The organism is Ancylobacter sp. (genome assembly GCF_965229075.1).
Lineage (GTDB): Bacteria > Pseudomonadota > Alphaproteobacteria > Rhizobiales > Xanthobacteraceae > Ancylobacter.
The window spans coordinates 412,401-429,691 of the sequence record NZ_CBDDIO010000001.1; the positions used below are offsets into that span (position 1 = coordinate 412,401).

The 17,291-nt window shown below is 68.6% G+C and carries 14 protein-coding genes and 1 tRNA gene; 6 read left to right on the top strand and 9 right to left on the bottom strand.

From position 1 onward, the window contains the following. Nucleotides 1–28: 28 nt before the first annotated feature. A complete protein-coding gene (locus ACO07Z_RS02200; protein ID WP_421697212.1) occupies nt 29–1,138 on the top strand; it encodes a polyamine ABC transporter substrate-binding protein in 1,110 nt (369 codons plus the stop codon). 119 nt (nt 1,139–1,257) lie between these two features. Further along, nucleotides 1,258–1,812: a hypothetical protein gene (locus ACO07Z_RS02205; protein WP_421697213.1), complete on the top strand. Its 555-nt coding sequence runs from the start codon at nt 1,258–1,260 to the stop codon at nt 1,810–1,812. A gap of 71 nt (nt 1,813–1,883) precedes the next feature. On the opposite strand, the gene ACO07Z_RS02210 is transcribed toward ACO07Z_RS02205, so the two are convergent. The 7 genes from ACO07Z_RS02210 to ACO07Z_RS02240 all read right to left on the bottom strand — a co-directional run bounded on the left by ACO07Z_RS02210 (nt 1,884) and on the right by ACO07Z_RS02240 (nt 8,020). After that, nucleotides 1,884–2,789, bottom strand: coding sequence for a lipid A biosynthesis lauroyl acyltransferase (locus tag ACO07Z_RS02210; RefSeq protein WP_307020232.1), 906 nt, complete (start codon nt 2,787–2,789; stop codon nt 1,884–1,886). A gap of 29 nt (nt 2,790–2,818) precedes the next feature. Next, on the bottom strand, nt 2,819–3,841 hold the full coding sequence (locus tag ACO07Z_RS02215) for a zinc-binding dehydrogenase (protein WP_244377449.1): 1,023 nt from the start codon (nt 3,839–3,841) through the stop codon (nt 2,819–2,821). 109 nt (nt 3,842–3,950) lie between these two features. Continuing rightward, a complete protein-coding gene (locus ACO07Z_RS02220) occupies nt 3,951–4,730 on the bottom strand; it encodes an SDR family oxidoreductase (protein ID WP_421697214.1) in 780 nt (259 codons plus the stop codon). Continuing rightward, nucleotides 4,700–5,980, bottom strand: coding sequence for a beta-ketoacyl-ACP synthase (locus ACO07Z_RS02225; RefSeq protein ID WP_421697215.1), 1,281 nt, complete (start codon nt 5,978–5,980; stop codon nt 4,700–4,702). Before ACO07Z_RS02225 ends, ACO07Z_RS02220 begins: the two co-directional genes overlap by 31 nt. A gap of 39 nt (nt 5,981–6,019) precedes the next feature. Next, complete coding sequence (locus ACO07Z_RS02230) at nt 6,020–7,204, bottom strand: beta-ketoacyl-ACP synthase (protein ID WP_421697216.1); 1,185 nt, start codon at nt 7,202–7,204, stop codon at nt 6,020–6,022. Then, a complete protein-coding gene (locus ACO07Z_RS02235) occupies nt 7,197–7,703 on the bottom strand; it encodes a 3-hydroxyacyl-ACP dehydratase FabZ family protein (protein ID WP_244377441.1) in 507 nt (168 codons plus the stop codon). Before ACO07Z_RS02235 ends, ACO07Z_RS02230 begins: the two co-directional genes overlap by 8 nt. 35 nt (nt 7,704–7,738) lie before the next feature. Next, nucleotides 7,739–8,020 (bottom strand): acyl carrier protein, encoded by a 282-nt coding sequence (locus ACO07Z_RS02240; protein ID WP_018390121.1) that lies wholly within the window; start codon nt 8,018–8,020, stop codon nt 7,739–7,741. 278 nt (nt 8,021–8,298) lie between these two features. On the opposite strand from ACO07Z_RS02240, the gene ACO07Z_RS02245 reads away from it, so the two are divergent. Together ACO07Z_RS02245 and pbpC are read left to right on the top strand one after the other, a co-directional pair. Next, nucleotides 8,299–13,671, top strand: coding sequence for an alpha-2-macroglobulin family protein (locus ACO07Z_RS02245; protein ID WP_421697217.1), 5,373 nt, complete (start codon nt 8,299–8,301; stop codon nt 13,669–13,671). A 72-nt stretch (nt 13,672–13,743) separates the two neighbouring features. Then, nucleotides 13,744–15,819, top strand: coding sequence for a penicillin-binding protein 1C (pbpC, locus tag ACO07Z_RS02250; RefSeq protein ID WP_421697864.1), 2,076 nt, complete (start codon nt 13,744–13,746; stop codon nt 15,817–15,819). On the opposite strand, the gene ACO07Z_RS02255 is transcribed toward pbpC, so the two are convergent. Both ACO07Z_RS02255 and ACO07Z_RS02260 read right to left on the bottom strand, forming a co-directional pair. Further along, nucleotides 15,806–16,009, bottom strand: a complete 204-nt coding sequence (locus ACO07Z_RS02255) for a DUF1127 domain-containing protein (protein ID WP_244377435.1) — start codon at nt 16,007–16,009, stop codon at nt 15,806–15,808. The genes pbpC and ACO07Z_RS02255 overlap by 14 nt on opposite strands. A gap of 41 nt (nt 16,010–16,050) precedes the next feature. Continuing rightward, a complete protein-coding gene (locus ACO07Z_RS02260; RefSeq protein ID WP_421697218.1) occupies nt 16,051–16,251 on the bottom strand; it encodes a hypothetical protein in 201 nt (66 codons plus the stop codon). 307 nt (nt 16,252–16,558) lie between these two features. Between ACO07Z_RS02260 and ACO07Z_RS02265 the strand changes: the two genes are divergently transcribed. Then, nucleotides 16,559–16,632, top strand: a tRNA-Gln gene (locus ACO07Z_RS02265). 104 nt (nt 16,633–16,736) lie between these two features. Beyond that, nucleotides 16,737–17,288: an adenylate kinase gene (locus ACO07Z_RS02270; protein ID WP_421697219.1), complete on the top strand. Its 552-nt coding sequence runs from the start codon at nt 16,737–16,739 to the stop codon at nt 17,286–17,288. The last annotated feature ends 3 nt before the right edge of the window (nt 17,289–17,291 follow it).

Here is a 17,291-nt window from a genome sequence, read left to right on the forward strand (position 1 = left end):
CGAACAACGCTTTCCCGAGGAGAATAGGATGTCCCGCCTCCTGACCACCATCGCGGCCGGCTTGCTGACCGCGCTGGCCATCGCGCCGGCTGCGGCGCAGGAAAAGGTCGTGAACGTCTACAACTGGTCCGACTACATCGACGAATCGGTGTTGGAGGAGTTCACCAAGGAAACCGGCATCAAGGTCCGGTACGACGTGTTCGATTCCAACGAGGTGCTGGAGACCAAGCTCCTCGGCGGCAAGACCGGCTATGACGTGGTGGTGCCCACCGGCTCCTTCCTGCAGCGGCAGATTCAGGCCGGTGTGTTCCTCAAGCTCGACAAGGCCAAGCTGCCCAACCTGCAGTATCAGTGGCCGCTGATTTCCGAGCGCCTCGCCGTCTATGATCCCGGCAACGAATATGCCGTGAACTATATGTGGGGCACGACCGGCATCGGCATGAATGTCGACAAGGTGAAGGAGCGCCTCGGCGACACCCCGCTGAACAGCTGGGACATCATCTTCAAGCCGGAGCTGCTGGCCAAGCTGAAGGATTGCGGCGTCTACATCCTCGACGGGCCGGAAGAGGTGATCCCGACCGCGCTGCGCTATCTCGGCAAGGACCCGAACTCCAAGGACCCGGCCGATATCGAGGCCGCCGGCAAGCTGCTGGCGCCGATCCGCAAATATGTGAAGAAGTTCGATTCCTCGGGCTACATCAACGCGCTCGCCGGCGGCGACATCTGCATCGCGCTCGGCTGGTCCGGCGACGTGTTCCAGGCCAAGACCCGCGCCGAGGAAGCCGCGCAGAAGACCGGCAAGAAGCCGATCAACATCGAGTACGTCATCCCGAAGGAAGGCGCGCTGATGTGGTTCGACAACTTCGCCATCCCCAAGGATGCCCCGCATCCGGAGGAAGCGCTGGCCTTCATCAACTACATGATGAAGCCGGAAGTGGCGGCGAAGAACGCCAATTTCATCTCCTATGCCAGCGGCAATCTCGGCGCGCAGCAGTTCATCGACAAGGCGATCATCGACAACCCCGCGATCTACCCGGACAAGGAGACGCAGGCGAAGCTGTTCACCGTCACCACCTACCCGCAGAAGGTCCAGCGCGTGGTCACCCGCACCTGGAACGACTTCAAGCGCGGCAAGTGAGCTTCAGGCAGCGTCTCAGCTGATGCGAAAGGCCGGGCCCAGCGCCCGGCCTTTTTGTTTGTGGGCACCGAACATCGGGCCGATTAATCTCGCTTCTGGTCGTCGGGAGGAGCGTTACAATGCTCGAAAACAAGCTCATGAAGCCGGAGTATCGCAACCTCAATGTGACGCTCGCCGATATCGCCCGGGACGGTGTTATCGGCCCGATCGCGCTCGGTGCTGACCTGTCCGATATTGGCGACATACTGGGGCCGCCGCGATACTGGGGCTTTCCGGGATACGAAGATTTCGATGCTTATATGGGCTTCGGTGAAGCCGAAATCGGATTTGAAACCAAAGACAATAAGGTCCTTGTCCGCCGCATTCAGGTGGATATGCTCTCGTGCGAAAAGGTCAAAATCCCGATCTGTCGCGGCGGCAGGCTTGGAGCCAAGATATCGATCAAAGCGCCGCCCTATGATGATCGGCGACCTGAGCCGATAAGGGAGCTGTTGCGAGCGGCGGGGCTGCGATGGAGCGAGGAAATTCAGTATCGTATAATAGAAGATACTGTTGTGGTTATGTCTTTTATGTCAGGTGTTCAATTCTATTTCCGAGAAATGGATGGCGTTTTCCTGGAGGGAATATTAATACAAGATATGTCGTGGTATAAATTTCGTAGTTTTGTTGATTAGTTTCTGATTTCCAATAACGGAGTCGTACAGAACGATTTCCATCGCGCCTATCACGGGGACATATTCCGAGATTACATCCGCCAGCGCTTGTAGAACCAGGTCCACTGTTCGGGATATTCGCGCACCCAGCCTTCGACCACGGAGGTGATCATCTGCATCGCCCCGTCCACGTCGATGCGCCCGCTGGCGTCGCGCGGCAGGTTGAGCGCCGGGGTGCACTGGATGCGGAAGCGGCCTTCCGGCAGGCGGATGACCCGCACGCCGTGCACCGGGCACTCATAGAGCCGGGCGAGGCGGGCGATGGTGGGGTTGGCGGAGCAGGGCTGGCCGAAGAACTGCACGGTCGGCCCGCCACGGCGCGCCTGATCCACGAGAATGCCGAGATGTTTGCCCTGGTCGAGCACGGCGGCAAGCTCGAACACCGCCACATGCGAGGCGGCGACCAGATTGCCCATCACCCGGCTGCGCGCCTCGAACAGGAGGTCGGCGAAGAAGGAATTGTCCGGCGCGCGGAACAGCACGGCGCTGTCCAGCCCCTGCGCGGCGGCGGCGATGGCCGGCAGTTCCCAATTGGCGAGATGCGCGGTGAACACCAGCGCCGGCTTGCCGTCCACCCGCATGGCGACGAAGTTCGACACGCCCGTGGTTTCGATCCGGCTCTTGGCCGGCTCCCACATATTGTACTGCCAGATGCGGTCGAGATGGACGAACTCGCCGGCCATGCGGCCGAGATTGTCCCACATGCCGCGCGCGATCGCCTCGCGCTCGGCCTCGGTCTTCTCAGGGTAGGCGCGGCGCAGATTGCTCAGCGTCACCCGATGGATCGAGGTGTAGGGGCCGATCAGGCGGGCCCAGAAGCCGCCATTCCACGAGGCGAAGCGCGGCGGCTGCAGCCGCATGACGCGCATCAGCGTCCACACGCCGGCCGACAGCGCGGCATCGCGCAGGCGCGTGGTCCAGGGGCGGGAAGGGGTCATCGCGTTTACGGCCCGAACCTCGCCGGCGTTCAGAAGGTGATGACGACCTTGCCGAACACGCGGCGGGTTTCCAGCCGTTCCAGCCCGGCGCCGAACTGCTCCAGCGGGAATTCGGAATCGATCACCGGCTTCACTCCGCGCTCCATCCGCTTCAGCCCGTCGGCAATGGCGCGGATCGGCGCACCGAAGGAGCCGATGATGCGGTACTGGCGCTGGAACAGCTGCATCAGGTTCATGTTGACCGACACGCCCGAGGTCGAGCCGCAGGTGACGAGACGCGCGCCGGGCTTCATCGACAGCAGCGAGCCGTTCCAGGTCTCGGCGCCGACATGCTCGAACACCACGTCGACACCCTTCTTCTTGGTGATCTTGCGCACCTCGTGCTCGAAGCGGTCGGTCTTGTAGTTGATGACGTGATCGGCGCCGAGGGCCTTCGCCTTGGCGCATTTCTCGTCGTCGCCCGCCGTGGTGATGACGGTGCAGCCGATCTCCTTGGCCATGCGGATCGCCACCGTGCCGATGCCGGAGCCGGCCGCGTGGACGAGAATCGTCTCGCCCGGCTCAAGCTTGGCGTTGTCGAACAGCATGTGCTCGACGGTGGAGAAGGTGACGGGCGCGGTGGCGGCGTCGGTCCAGGAAATGCCGTCCGGGATCGGCACGCATAGGCGTTCCTTGATGTTGAGCTGGTCGCGGGCGAAGCCGTCGACATGGAAGCCCATCACCCCGGCGACTTCCTCGCAGAGATTGTCGCGGCCCTGCCGGCACATCTTGCACTGGCCGCAGGTGAGCGCGCCATACATGGCGACCTTGGAGCCCGGCCGGAAGCGAGTGACGCCCTCGCCAATGGCGGTGACCTCGCCCACGGCCTCGGCGCCCACCACCAGCGGCATCTTGCGCTTGGCGAAGGCCATGCCGCGCCAGCCCCACACATCGATATGGTTCAGCGCCAGCGCCTTGATGCTGACCTGCACCTCGCCCGGTTCCGGCGCGCCGGGGGCGGGCAGGTCGGTGAGGATGAGTTCGCGGTCGGAGACCAGCTGAAGCGCGCGCATGAACAACTCCGGACAGACGGCGGCGGCAGGACGCGCCCCGCAACCCGTCGATACGGGAAAGGGGCGCGCGTGGATGCCGTCCGCGAAAGGACGAGGGTGGATAACGAAATCAGCGCTGTATGGCTAGTGCGGCGGTGAGGCCGCCATCCACCGGCAGGGTTGCGCCGGTGACATACGCGGCGCCGGGCGAGAGCAGGAACGATACCACGCCCGCCACATCCTCCGGCGCGGCGAAGCGGCCGGCAGGGATCTGCTTCTCGACATTGGCGCGGTAGGCGGCATAGGGCGCCAGCATCGCCGTATCGACGAAGCCGGGGGCGACGACGTTCACCGTCACTCCGCGCCGGGCGCTCTCGATCGCCAGCGTGCGGCAATAGCCGGCCAGCGCGGCCTTGGAGCCGGCATAGATGGCGTTGCCGGCATTGGCGACATCGGCCGCGATGGAGCCGATGGCGACGATGCGCCCGGCCCGCGCCCGCGTCATCGGCCGCACCAGCGCCCCGACCAGCTTGACGAAGGACCAGTAGTTCACCTGCATTAGCTGCTCGGCGCGGTGCTGGTCGACCAGTGCCGCGAGCGTGTCGTAGCTCATGCCGGCATTGTGGACGAAGCCGAAATAGGTCGGCTCCTCCGCGAGCACGGCGGCGAAGGCTTCCACCGCGCTTTTGTCGGCGAGGTCGAGCGACCGGGCCTCAACACGGGCGTCCGGCTTCTCGGCCGTGATGGCGGCGATCAGCGCCTGCGCTTCGGCCTCGGCCGTGCGCACGGTGAAGACGACCTCGAACCCTGCGAGCGCGAGGGCGCGCACGATGGCGGCGCCGACGCCGCGCCCGCCGCCGGTGACGAGGACGCGCTGGCTCACGCGGGTTCGCCCGTGAGGATCAGGCACACATTCTGGCCGCCGAAGCCGAACGAGTTCGACATCACCCGCGTGACCTTGGCGTCACGGGCGACGTTGGGCACCACGTCGAGCGGGATGGCCGGGTCGGGGATCTCGTAATTGATGGTCGGCGGAATGCGGCCATTGGCGATGGTCATCAGAGAGACCACCGCCTCGATGGCACCGGCGGCGGTGAGCGTATGGCCGATCATCGACTTGTTGGACGAGATCGGGATGCCCGCCAGCCGCTCGCCGAACACGGCGCTCATGCCGGTGAACTCCATGCGGTCGTTCTCCGGCGTCGAGGTGCCGTGGGCGTTGATGTAGTCGATGCTGTCGGGATCGACGCCGGCATCGGCCAGCGCGTTGCGCATGCAGCCGATCACCGGCTTGGCGTCCGGCGAGGAGCGGGTGCGGTGGAAGCTGTCGGCCATTTCGCCGACGCCTTCAACGACGCCGAGGATCTTCGCCCCGCGCGCCAGCGCGTGCTCCAGGCTCTCCAGCACCAGCGCGCCGGCGCCCTCGGCGATGATGAAGCCGTCGCGGTTCTTGGCGAAGGGGCGGGAGGCGGCTTCCGGCACGTCGTTATTGGTCGACAGTGCCGAGAGCAGCGAGAAGCGGATCAGCGCTTCTGCCGTCACCGAGCCGTCGGTGGCGATGGACAGCGCCGCCTCGCAATCGCCGCGCCGGATCGCCTCGACGCCGAGCTGGATCGAGGTGTTGCCGGAAGCGCAGGCGGTGGACAGCGAGATCGGCTGACCCTTGGTGCCGAAGCGGTCGGCGAGGTGGTCGGCGATCGAGCCGTAGAGGAAGCGCTCGTGCCAGGCATCGTGGCCATGGGCCTCGGCCGCGCGAAGCAGATCGTCATAGGAAACGGGGGCGTTGGGCGCGGCTTCCTGGGCGAGGATGCGGCGCTGCGGCCATTCCAGCTCGATCGGCGGCACGGCGCAGAACAGCGGGCCGGGGAAGGCACCCTTGCCGCCAATGCCGGATTCGGCGATCGCCTCTTCCGCCGCCAGCGTCGCCAGTTCCTCGGAAAGGTCGGGCGCCGTGCTCTTGCTCTTGGGCAGATAGTCCACCGTGCCGGCGATGGTCGTGCGCATCGCGTCGATGGGGAAGCGGGTGATGCGGTGAATGCCGGACGTGCCGGACGTCAGCTTCGCCCAGTTATCTTGCTTGCCCTGGCCGAGCGAGGTGACGAGCCCCATGCCGGTGACGACGACAATCGGCCGGCCGGCCTTGTCGGTATAGGAAGCCATGATCTGCTCCTCGGAAGCGATATGCTCCCGGCTGGTGGGTCAGTCGGCGCGCTCGACCAGCGCGACGCCTTCCCCACGCCAATGCCCCACTGCGGTCACGATGGCACGGGAAAGCGGGCCATCGAAAGGCTTTTCAAGCGTTTCGCCGTCAAGCGGCGGGAACAGCTTGCCCTCGGCGACGCAGAGCGCGGCCAGCGCCAGCGCCACCGGCATCTGCGCTTCCAGCCCATGGCCGACACGGTCGGTGACCGAGCGCACCGGCAGGCCGGAACGGGCGAGCACGGCGGCTTCCGCCTGCGTCGGCTCGGGCGCGCCGCTGGCGGCGGAGAACAGCGCGGTGGCGTCCGAGTCCGTGGCGCCGGCGGTCTTCAGCAGCTCGTCCAGCACGGCCTCGACGGCGCCGGGCTCGTTGCGGCGGGCGCGCTCGGACCATACTCCGGAAAGCTTGGCGATGGGCTTGGCGCCGCGGGCCGTGGCATGCTCGGGCGATTCCAGCACCAGGAAGGCGCCGGCCGAGCCGGTCGGCACGCCCTTCGGCTCCGCCAGCACCGGCGCCCAGGGCGCATGCATGGCGAGGCGCTTGAGGGCGAAGAGCAGCAGCATGTCGCGCCGCTCGGCATTATAGGCGCCGCCCACGAGGGCGATCTCGCTGGTGCCGGCGGCGATGCGCGACCAGCCGATGCGCACCGCGTCCGTGCCGGAGCTTTCCTCGCCCATGAAAGTGCGCGAGGAGCCGGTGACGCCATGGACGATGGAGATGTTGCCGGCGAGCAGGTTCGAGAGCTGCGCGAGGAACAGCGTCGGACGCAGATTCGACTGCAGCTGCTCGTTGAGGAACACCTCGGGGTTCGGCTGCTTCTCGATGTCGGTGAGAATGGCGCCGTCGACCGCCTGGTCGCGCTCGCCGCCGCCCGCCGCCACCACCATGTCGGTGGCGGAGAGAATGTCCTTGTTGCCCTTGATGCCGGCGGAATCCAGCGCGAGGCCGGCGGCATAGGTGCCGATGCGCTGCCAGGGCTCCATCTGCCGCTGGTCGCCCTTCTTGGGGATCTGCGCGTCGAAGCTGATCGGGGCGAGCGGATGCACGACGTAGGGCGCGAAGCCCGATTCGTCGATCACCGGGCGGGCGCCGGAGGACAGCGCCTGCCAATGGGCCTCAGGCCCTTCACCGAGCGAGGAAACAAGCCCGATGCCGGTGATCCAGACGTCGCGACGATTAGACATGCGTGAGATTTCCTGCGGCTTCCGCCGTGTCGAACACGGCCTCGCCCATCGGCATGCCGATGCGTTCGGCGGTGGAAAGCAGATAGCCGCGCAGCTCCGGGGCCGGGAAGGGCATGGTCTTGAGCGTCACGTCGGCATTGCAGACGAGCTTGCCATCGACGCGCCCCTCGGCCTTCAGCCGGGCGAAGCCGGAGCCGTCATGGTCGAGGCGCGCGAACACCTCGATCACCTGGCCCGGCGTCACGAAGGTCCGCAGCTTGCCCTTGTCGACCGAGGCGAGGAACGCCATGCGGTCGTAATTGTGCAGCCGCAGCAGCAGCATGCCACAGCTCTGCGCCATGATCTCGAACAGCAGCACGCCCGGCAGCAGCGGGTGCCCGGGGAAATGGCCTTCAAAGATCGGGCTCTCGCACGGGACGGTGTTGGCAGTCCGCAAGGTGCGAGCCTCGAGGTCGAGCTCAACCACCTTGTCGATCATCTGAAAATATTCGAGGCGCATTACCCGTCCCGCTTCTACGTCGCCCTTCCGCCGGATCAGGCGGACTTGGCCGCGATCAGCTCGTCGATGCGCGCGCAGAGATTCTTGAGCACGAAATACTGCTCGGTCGTCGCCTTGCCTTCGTTGACTTCCTGGGTCCAGCTTTCAAGCGGCAGCTTGATGCCGAACGCCTTGTCGATGGCGAAGGCAATGTCGAGGAAGTCCAGGCTGTCGATGCCGAGATCGTCGATGGCGTGGCTCTCGGGCGTGATGTTCTCGCGCGGGATGTCGCACGTTTCGGCAATGATGTTGGCAACGGTCTCGAACGTGGTCGACATGAAAGGCCTCTGATCTCGCAGCCGCGTCCGGCCACAGTTGAATGGGTTCGCCCGGCGCTCCCGCGTCGCAGGCCCCCGAATGGATGTCGGCCCGTATACCTAAGCGCGACCGGCGATTCAATGGCGCCGGCACGGCAATCCTCGGCAGTGTGACATCCCTGCCGTCGCGCTTTGGCCGGCCCGGCATCCACATGGGTTGCGCGGCGTCATGGCGAGGTGATCGATTTCGTCCTATCGTCCCCCGCGTCGGTCGGCAGTCACGTTGCGGAGCAGGTGTCATGAACCCTTTTAGTTCGGCCTTTTCATGGCTCGGAAAGGGGGCGGCGCTTTCGCTCCTCGCGCTCTCGCTCGCCACAGCCGCCCACGCGCAGGCACCGAAGCCGGCGGCGACCAAGCCGGGCGCTGCCGCCGCTGGGGCGGCTGCGGCTGCCGCGGCCACCACCGCGAAGCCCGCCGCCGCCACGCCGACCGCCGCCGCCCCGGCGAAACCGGCGCCGGACGCGCTGCCGAAGACCTATGCGCCGCAGGAACTCGTCGAGGCGGCCCGCCGCTTGCAGGCTCTGCTGCAGCGCGAGCGCGGCCCGCTGCCCAAGCCCGCCGCCCAGCTGCGCAAGGATGCCGACGCCGCGCTCGCCGCTGGCGATGCCCGCACCGCCGCCGATCTCTACGGCAAGCTGGCGCAGGCGAGCCCCGGCGATGCCGGGCTGTGGCAGCGCCTCTCGCGCGCCCTCTCGCGCATCAAGCCGAACGACGATGAGAGCGCCGACACCTTCCTGGAGCGGGCGCAGGCCGCCGCTTTCCTCGCCTATCGCGCCGCGACGACCAAGGCGCAGCAGGCCGATGCGCTGTTCGCCATCGGTCATCTCTACGACCAGCGCTCGATCTGGCGCCCGGCGCTCGACACGATGGCCGCCGGCCTCACCTATGTCGACGTGCCGGAGCAGCGCGCATTCTACAACAAGCTGCGCGAGGAGCGCGGCTTCCGCATCCTCGACTACAGCGTCGATTCGGACGCCTCCAACCCGCGCATCTGCGTGCAGTTCTCCGAGCCGCTGGTGAAGGGCGGCAAGGACTATTCCGCCTATGTGACGCTGCGCGGGCCGCAGGGCCCGGTCGACAAGCCGGCGGTGACGGCGGAGGAGAGCCAGCTCTGCGTCGAGGGGCTCAAGCATGGCGAGAGCTATGACGTGACCCTGCGCGCCGGGCTGCCGTCCTCGATTGCCGCCGAGCCGCTCGCCGCGGCGTCCGAACTCACCATCTATGTGCGCGACCGCAAGCCGGGCGTGCGCTTCACCGGCCGCAATTATGTGCTGCCGCGCACCGGTCCGCGCGGCATTCCCGTGGTCTCGGTCAACACCGCGCGTGTCGCGGTCGATCTCTACCGCATCGGTGACCGCAGCCTGATTCCCACCGCCATTGACGGTGAATTCCGCCGCGATCTCGGCGGTTATGACCTGCAGCAGCTCAAAGACGGCAAGGCCGAACTCATCTTCAAGGGCGAGCTGGAGACCGCCTCGCCGCTCAATGAGGATGTCACCACCTCCTTCCCCGTCGATGAGGCGGTGAAGACGCTGGCGCCCGGCGTCTATGTGCTCGCCGCCCGCCCGGGTGGCGATGCCGCCGACCCGAATGACGAGTGGCAGTCGCGCGCCACACAGTGGTTCGTCGTCTCCGATCTCGGCCTCACCGCCCTGTCCGGCAGCAATGGGCTGACCGTGCTGGTGCGCGCCCTCGGCACCGCGCAGCCGCTGGAAGGGGTGGAACTGCGCCTGCTCGCCAAATCCAACGACGTGCTCGCCACCGCCCGGACCGATGCCAGCGGCAGCGCCGCCTTCGACGCCGGGCTGATGCGCGGGAAGGAGGGCTTCGCCCCGGCGGTGATCGTCGCCCAGGCGAAGGAGGGTGACTATGCCTTCCTCTCGCTGGCCGACCAGGCCTTCGACCTCACCGACCGCGGTGTCGGCGGGCGCGCGGCGCCGGAGCGCTATGACGCCTTCGTCACCACCGAGCGCGGGGTCTACCGCTCTGGCGAGCAGGTTCATGTCACCGCGCTGCTGCGCAGCCCGCAGGTGAGCGCGGCAGCGGGCGTGCCGCTCACCGTCATCTTCAAGCGGCCGGACGGCGTGGAGGAGCGCCGCGAACTGGTCGCCGATCAGGGGGCGGGCGGGCGCACGGTTACCTATGCCCTCATGGGCGACGCAATGACCGGCACCTGGCGGGTCGAGGCCTATGTCGATCCGCGCGGCGCGCCGGTGGGGGCCACCACCTTCCTGCTTGAGGACTATGTGCCCGAGCGGCTCGCGCTCGATCTCTCCACCACCGCGACCACGATCGCGCCGAACGCGCCGGTGACGGTGGCGGCGGATGGGCGCTGGCTGTTCGGCCCGCCGGCGGCCGGGCTCGACATCGACGCGGAGATCGAGGTGCGCGTCGCCGATTCCCGTCCCGGCCTGCCGGGCTGGCGTTTCGGCCGCACTGACGACGGCTTCACCCCGGTGCGCCAGCCGCTGGCCGACGCGCCGGTGACGGATGCGCAGGGTAAGGCAAGCCTTTCCGTGCTGCTGCCCACCGTTCCCACCACCGCGCGGCCGCTGGAGGCGGAGATCTTTGTCGGTCTGAACGAGGGCGCGGGCCGCGCGGTGCGCCGCTCGCTGGTGCTGCCGGTGCAGCCCGCCGGCAACGGCATCGGCGTCAAGCCGCTGTTCGACAAGGCGGGGCCGGGCGAGAACGGCAATGCCGGCTTCGAGGTGCAGGGCTTTGACGCTGCCGGCCAGCCGGTGGCGCTGAAGGGCGCGCAATGGGCGCTCTACCGCATCGAGACCCGCTATCAATGGTACCGCCTCGGCGGCAGCTGGGATTTCGAGCCGGTCGAATCGGTGGCGAAGGTCGCCGACGGCGCGCTCGATCTCGCCGGCGGCGCGCCGGCACGGCTGAGCGTTCCCGTCGCCTGGGGCCGCTACCGGCTGGAAGTGACCGACGGCACCCGCGCCACCGCCGTGCCGTTCAATGCCGGCTGGGGCGGCGGCGCCACCGCCGACGCGCCGGACCGGCTGGAAGTGGGGCTCGACAAGGCGCAATACGCCGCCGGCGACACGCTGAAGGTGAACCTCACCAGCCGCTATGCCGGCTCCGCCACCGTGCTGATCGTCGGCGACGGCGTGCTGGCGGCGAAGACGCTCGACGTGAAGGCCGGCGACAACGCGGTGGACTTCAAGGTCGCCGCCGGCTGGGCGCCGGGCGCCTATGCGCTCGCCTTCCTGCACCGACCGCTCGATGTCGCGGCGGGCCGCAATCCCGGCCGCGCCATCGGCCTCGCCTGGTTCGGCGTCGACCGCGCCGAGCGGGTGCTGGCGGTGAAGCTCAGCGCGCCCGCGCTCGCCCGGCCGGAGACGACACTGTCCGTGCCGGTCGAAGTGGCGGGCAACGGACAAGGCGAGGCCTATGTGACGCTCGCGCTTGTCGATGTCGGCATTCTCAATCTCACCGGCTTCAAGGCGCCCGACCCGGATGGCTTCTATCTCAGCCAGCGGGCGCTGGGCACAGAGGTGCGCGACTTCTACGGCCAGCTGATCGACGGCATGCTCGGCAGCCGGGGGCGCCTGCGCGCCGGCGGCGACGCCATGGATATGGGCCTGCAGGCCGAACCGCCGACCCAGCCGCCGCTCGCCCTGTTCTCCGGCCTCGTCAAGCTCGACGCGCAGGGCAAGGGCACCGTCGACTTCACCCTGCCGCCCTTCGACGGCACCGGCCGGCTGATGGCGGTGGCTTGGTCCGGCGCGGCGGTGGGCCATGCGCAGGCCGATGTGGTGATCCGCGACCCCGTGGTCATCACCGCCACCCTGCCGCGCTTCCTCGCCGCCGGCGACCGCTCGACACTCAACCTCGCCCTCGACAATGTGGATGGCGAGGCGGGCGACTACGCGCTGGAGATCGTCACCGACGGCCCGGTCACAGTGGCCAGCGCGCCGAAGACAGTGCCGCTCGCCAAGGGCGCACGCCAGTCCTTCGCCGTGCAACTGAACGGGACCGGCATCGGCGAGGCGAAGGTCTCGGTGCGGCTGTCCGGCCCCGGCGGGCTCGCCATCGTGCGCGACTATGCGCTCAATGTCCGCCCGGCCTATCCCGCCATCTCCCGTCGCAGCGTCGAGACGCTGGCGCCGGGCGCGGCACTTACGCTGAGCGCCGATCTCGTGGCGGATCTCGTGCCGGGACGGGGCGGGGTGAGCGTTTCCGCCGGGCTCGACCCGGCCTTCGATGTGCCGGCGCTGATCGGCGCGCTCGACCGCTACCCCTTCGCCTGTTCCGAACAGCTCACCAGCCGGGCGCTGCCGCTGCTCTATCTCAGCGATTTCGGCCCGCCGAACCGCTTCCGCCTGACCAAGGACCCGGCGGAGACGATCCGCAACGCCATTGCCCGGCTCATTGCCCGGCAGGGCTCGGACGGCTCCTTCGGCCTGTGGGACGCGGGCGGCAACGATTTGTGGCTCGACGCCTATGTGAGCGACTTCCTCACCCGCGCGCGCGAGCGCGGCTACGCCGTGCCCGAGCAGCCCTTCACCCTCGCGCTCGACCGGCTGCGCAATTCGCTGGCCTATGCCGGCGACGGTGCTACCGATGACGGGACCGCCTATGCCATCTATGTGCTGGCGCGCAACGGCCGGGCACCGCTGGGCGATCTGCGCTATGTCGCGGATGCCAAGCTCGACGCGGTGACCAGTGCCATGGCGCGCGGCCAGCTCGCGGCGGCGCTTGCCATGCTCGGCGACAAGGGGCGGGCGGAGAAGGTGTTCAACGCGGCGCTGGAGATTCTCCCCGACGCCTCGGAGACGCTGACCACCGGCCGGCCGGATTTCGGCTCGATCCTGCGCGACGCCGCCGGCGTGGCCACGCTCGCCTCGGAGGCCGGCTTCACCGCCACCGCCCGCACCGCGCGCCAGCGCGTCGCCACCGCCTTTGTCGAGGCGGGGCCGACTTCGACGCAGGAAGACGCGTGGCTGCTGCTCGCCGCCCGCGCGCTGCGCGAGGGCAAGGGCATCGCGCTCGACATCGACGGCCGGGCGCATACTGGTCTCTATGAGCGCAGCCTGACGCCGCAGGAACTCGCCAAGCCGATCATCCTCACCAATCGCGGCATCGCCCCGCTGGATGTCGCGGTGTCCATCGACGGCCCGCCGGTGGCGCCGGAGCCGGCGGCGGCGGATGGCTTCACGCTGACCCGCAGCTATTACACGCTGGCCGGCGTGCCCGCCGATCCCGCCAAGGTGGCGCAGAACCAGCGCCTCGTCGTGGTGCTGGAAGCGACGGAGGAGGAGGCCGGGCCCAGCCATGTGCTGCTGGTCGACCATCTGCCCGCCGGCTTCGAGATCGACAATCCGGCGCTGGCGGTGGGCGCCGACACCGGGGCGCTGGCCTGGCTGGGCGACACCTCGCAGCCCGACCATGCGGAGTTCCGCGACGCCTTCTTCGCCGCCGCCTTCGACCGCACCCAGGGCGGCGAGGAGCCGGGCCTCCTGCGCGTCGCCTATATCGTGCGCGCGGTCTCGCCCGGCCGCTACGCTCATCCCCCGGCCATCGTCGAGGACATGTACCGCCCCGGCCGCTTCGCCCGCACCAGCGCCGGCCAGACCGAGGTGACGGGGCCGGCCCGATGAGAGGGCGGCAATGAGGGGCGCGCGGTGAGGCGCGGGCTGCAGCGTCTCGCGGCCGGGGGCCTGCTCGGCGCGATGCTGCTGGGCGGGGGCGCCACAGCCTGGCTCGCCGGCGTGCGCGCCAGCGCGCCGCCACCGCCCCTTCTCGCCCTCTCGGTGGAGGTGCGCGACCGCGAGGGCCGGCTGCTGCGCCCCTTCGCCCTGCCGGACGGGCGCTGGCGGCTGCCGGCGCAGACGCGCGACATCGACCGGCGCTTCCGCGACATGCTGATCGCCTATGAGGACCGGCGCTTCTACACCCATGGCGGCGTCGATCCGCTGGCGCTGCTGCGGGCGGCCGGGCAGATGCTGCGCCATGGCCGCATCGTCTCCGGTGGCTCCACCCTCACCATGCAGGTGGCGCGCCTGCTGGAACCGCGCGAGGGCAACGGGTTCAAAGCCAAGCTGGGCGCCAAGCTGGCCGAGATGCGCCGCGCCATCCAATTGGAGGCGCGGCTGAGCAAGGATGAGATCCTCGCGCTCTACCTGACCCTCGCGCCCTATGGCGGCAATATCGAAGGCGTGCGGGCGGCGAGCCTCGCCTGGTTCGGCAAGGAGCCGCGCCGGCTCTCGCTCGCCGAGGCGGCGCTGCTGGTGGCGCTGCCGCAGGCCCCCGAATCGCGCCGGCCTGACCGTTTCCCGGAACGGGCGGCGCGGGCGCGGGAGAAGGTGCTGACGCGGCTTGGCGAAGCCGGGCTGTTCGGTCCGGCGGAGGTGGAGTACGCCCTGCGCGCCCCCGCGCCGGGCGGCCGTCTCGACCTGCCGAAACTCGCCCCGCACGCGTCGGAGGAGGCGCGGCGCCAGCAGCCGGCCCTGCAGCGGCACGATCTGGCCATCGACGGCGCGGCGCAGGCGCGGCTGGAAGAACTGGCGGCAGAGCGGGTGCGCGAACTCGGCACCGGCGTCTCGCTGGCGCTGGTCATGGTCGACAATGCCACCGGTGAGGTGCTGGCCCGGGTGAGCGGCGCCGACCCGCTGGACGCCACGCGCGCCGGGGCGGTGGACCTGACCCGCGCCATACGCTCGCCCGGCTCGACGCTGAAGCCCTTCATCTACGGCCTCGCCTTCGAGGACGGCATCGCTCATCCCGAAACGCTGATCGAGGACCGGCCGGCGCGCTTCGGCGCCTATCGCCCGCGCAATTTCGACCGCGACTATCAGGGCACGGTCTCGGTGCGGCAGGCGCTGCAATTGTCGCTGAACGTGCCGGCGGTGGTGCTGCTGCAGGCGGTGGGGCCGCAGCGCCTCGCCAGCCGGCTCGGCCAGTCCGGCTTCGCGCTGAAGCTGCCGCCGGGCGAGGTGCCGGGGCTGGCGGTGGGGTTGGGCGGCGTCGGCATGAGCCTCGATGCGCTCGCCGGGCTTTATGCCGGCATCGCCAATGGCGGGCGGGCGCAGGCGCTGCGCGAGCGGCTGGACGGCGCTGCCTCCGGTCCCGACGGGGCGCGCGAACTGATGAGCCCGGTGGCGGCGGCCTATCTCGCCCAGTCGCTTGCCGGCACGCCGGCGCCGCGCAATGAGCGCGCCGGGCGCATCGCGTTCAAGACCGGCACGTCCTTTGGCTATCGCGACGCCTGGGCGGTGGGGTTCGACGGGCGGCGGACCATCGCCGTGTGGGTGGGGCGGCCGGACGGCCAGCCGGTGCCGGGCATGATCGGGCGCGAGGCCGCGGCGCCGATCCTGTTCGAGGCCTTCGCCCGGCTGGTGACGCGGCCTGCGCCCTTCGCGCCGGCGCCGCGCGAGGCGATCGAGGCGAAGAACGCGCAATTGCCGCCGCCGCTCCGGTTTTTCGGGCGGGCGTCGGGGCAGGGCGGTGCGGAGGATGGGCCGAAGATCGCGTTTCCGCCCGATGGGGCGAATCTGGAACGCGACGGCGACGAGCCGATGGTGCTCAAGGTGAGCGGCGGAACAGGCAAGCTGACCGTGTTTGTCGACGGTGTGCCGGCCGGCCAGCCCGCCGGGGCCGCCACATTGTTCTGGCGGCCGGCGGGCGCGGGCTTCGTGCGTCTGACCGTCATGGACGCTGCGGGATTATCCGACAGCGTCACCTTGCGTATTCGCGGAGCGGCCGAGGAGGAAGCGGCCGCTCAGAGCGGACGTCTCAGCGGCCGTTGACGGCGGCGCGGGCGATGTCCTGGCGGGTCAGGCCACGCTTGGCGAGGGCGGCGTCGGACAGGCGGGACAGGGCTTCATAGCGCTGGGCGATGCGACGGCCTTCACCGATGGCTTCGAAGAAGCTGGTGACGTTCTCGACGAAACGCGAGAAGAAATCGGACGAGGTGTGGTTCAGGGTTGTGGTGGTCATCTCTGGCTCCTGTATTCTGTATGCCAGCGAATATAGAGATTTCACCGCAGCGCAAAAGGTGGAATGCTGCATGGCAGCACTGAGGTGCGTGCATGCCTATCTCTGCCTGTTAAGCCGGCATTAACGGTGGTGGGGTGGCGCGCGTCAACCAAAATGGTTGGAAGTGTTCCAAAGCCGACGAATTTGCCGCCCATATCTTCGCCTTTTGGTGGATAAGCTATGCCAAAAGCGCTGGTCTGCATGCCTGCCCTTCCTTGGCGGCATGGCTTAGTCCTGGAACGCTCGACGCCGCGCCGGGCGCGGCCTGGTCGGCGCGGCGACCATTGATGCGGCGCGGGGCGAGAGTGTCGTCTGGCAGCCGCCGGTGACGGGCGGCCTCCTCCGCCGGGCGCGGCGGTGCCCATCTGGGGAGGACGGTGGAAACTGCGCGAGAGGGGGTAGACCGGGCCAGCGGGAGCGTCTATAGAGCGCGCCACTGCCGCTGCCCCGCGCCCCGACATCCCAAGGTCGACGCGGAAAGCCCTGGAAGCGTCGCTCGCGACGCTCTGGTGGGGGATAGTTTAACGGTAGAACTGCGGACTCTGACTCCGTTAGTCCAGGTTCGAATCCTGGTCCCCCAGCCACTTCCGACAGGGCGTTGAAATCCGAGGCTCGATGCCCCGGCGGCCACAGCCCACGTAACGGCCACAGCCCATAGGCCGGATGAAAGACCCTTCCCGGATTGGTCATGACAGCAAAGCCGCGAGTCTATGTGTTTGGCGCCTCCTGTTCCGGGGTTTCAACGCTGGGCCGCGCTCTGGCCACGCGGCTCGGCGTTCCGCATCTCGACGTGGACGATTTCTACTGGATGCCGACCGATCCGCCGTACAGCCTCAAGCGTGCGCCGGAGGACCGGGTGCGTCTGATCGCGCAACGGCAGCGGGAAGCCGATGGCTGGGTGCTTTCCGGCTCGTTCATCGGCTGGGGTGAGGCGCTGGTTGAGGCCGTGGACCTGATCGTGTTTCTCTCCACACCGACACTGGTTCGGCTGCAGCGTCTGGATGCCCGGGAGGAAGAAAGGCACGGCGCGCGCATTCGCCCCGGTGGCGACATGCACTTGGCCAGCCGTGCCTTCCGCGAATGGGCCGCGCGTTATGACGATCCGTCTTTCGACGGCCGCAACCGGGCGCAGCATGAGCGCTGGCTGGCCGAGCAGGGCGCCCCGGTGCTGCGCCTCGACGGCGAGCGCCCTGTCGAAGAGCTGGTGCTGTCCGTGGCCGAAGCGCTTTCCCGTCGCTGAAGC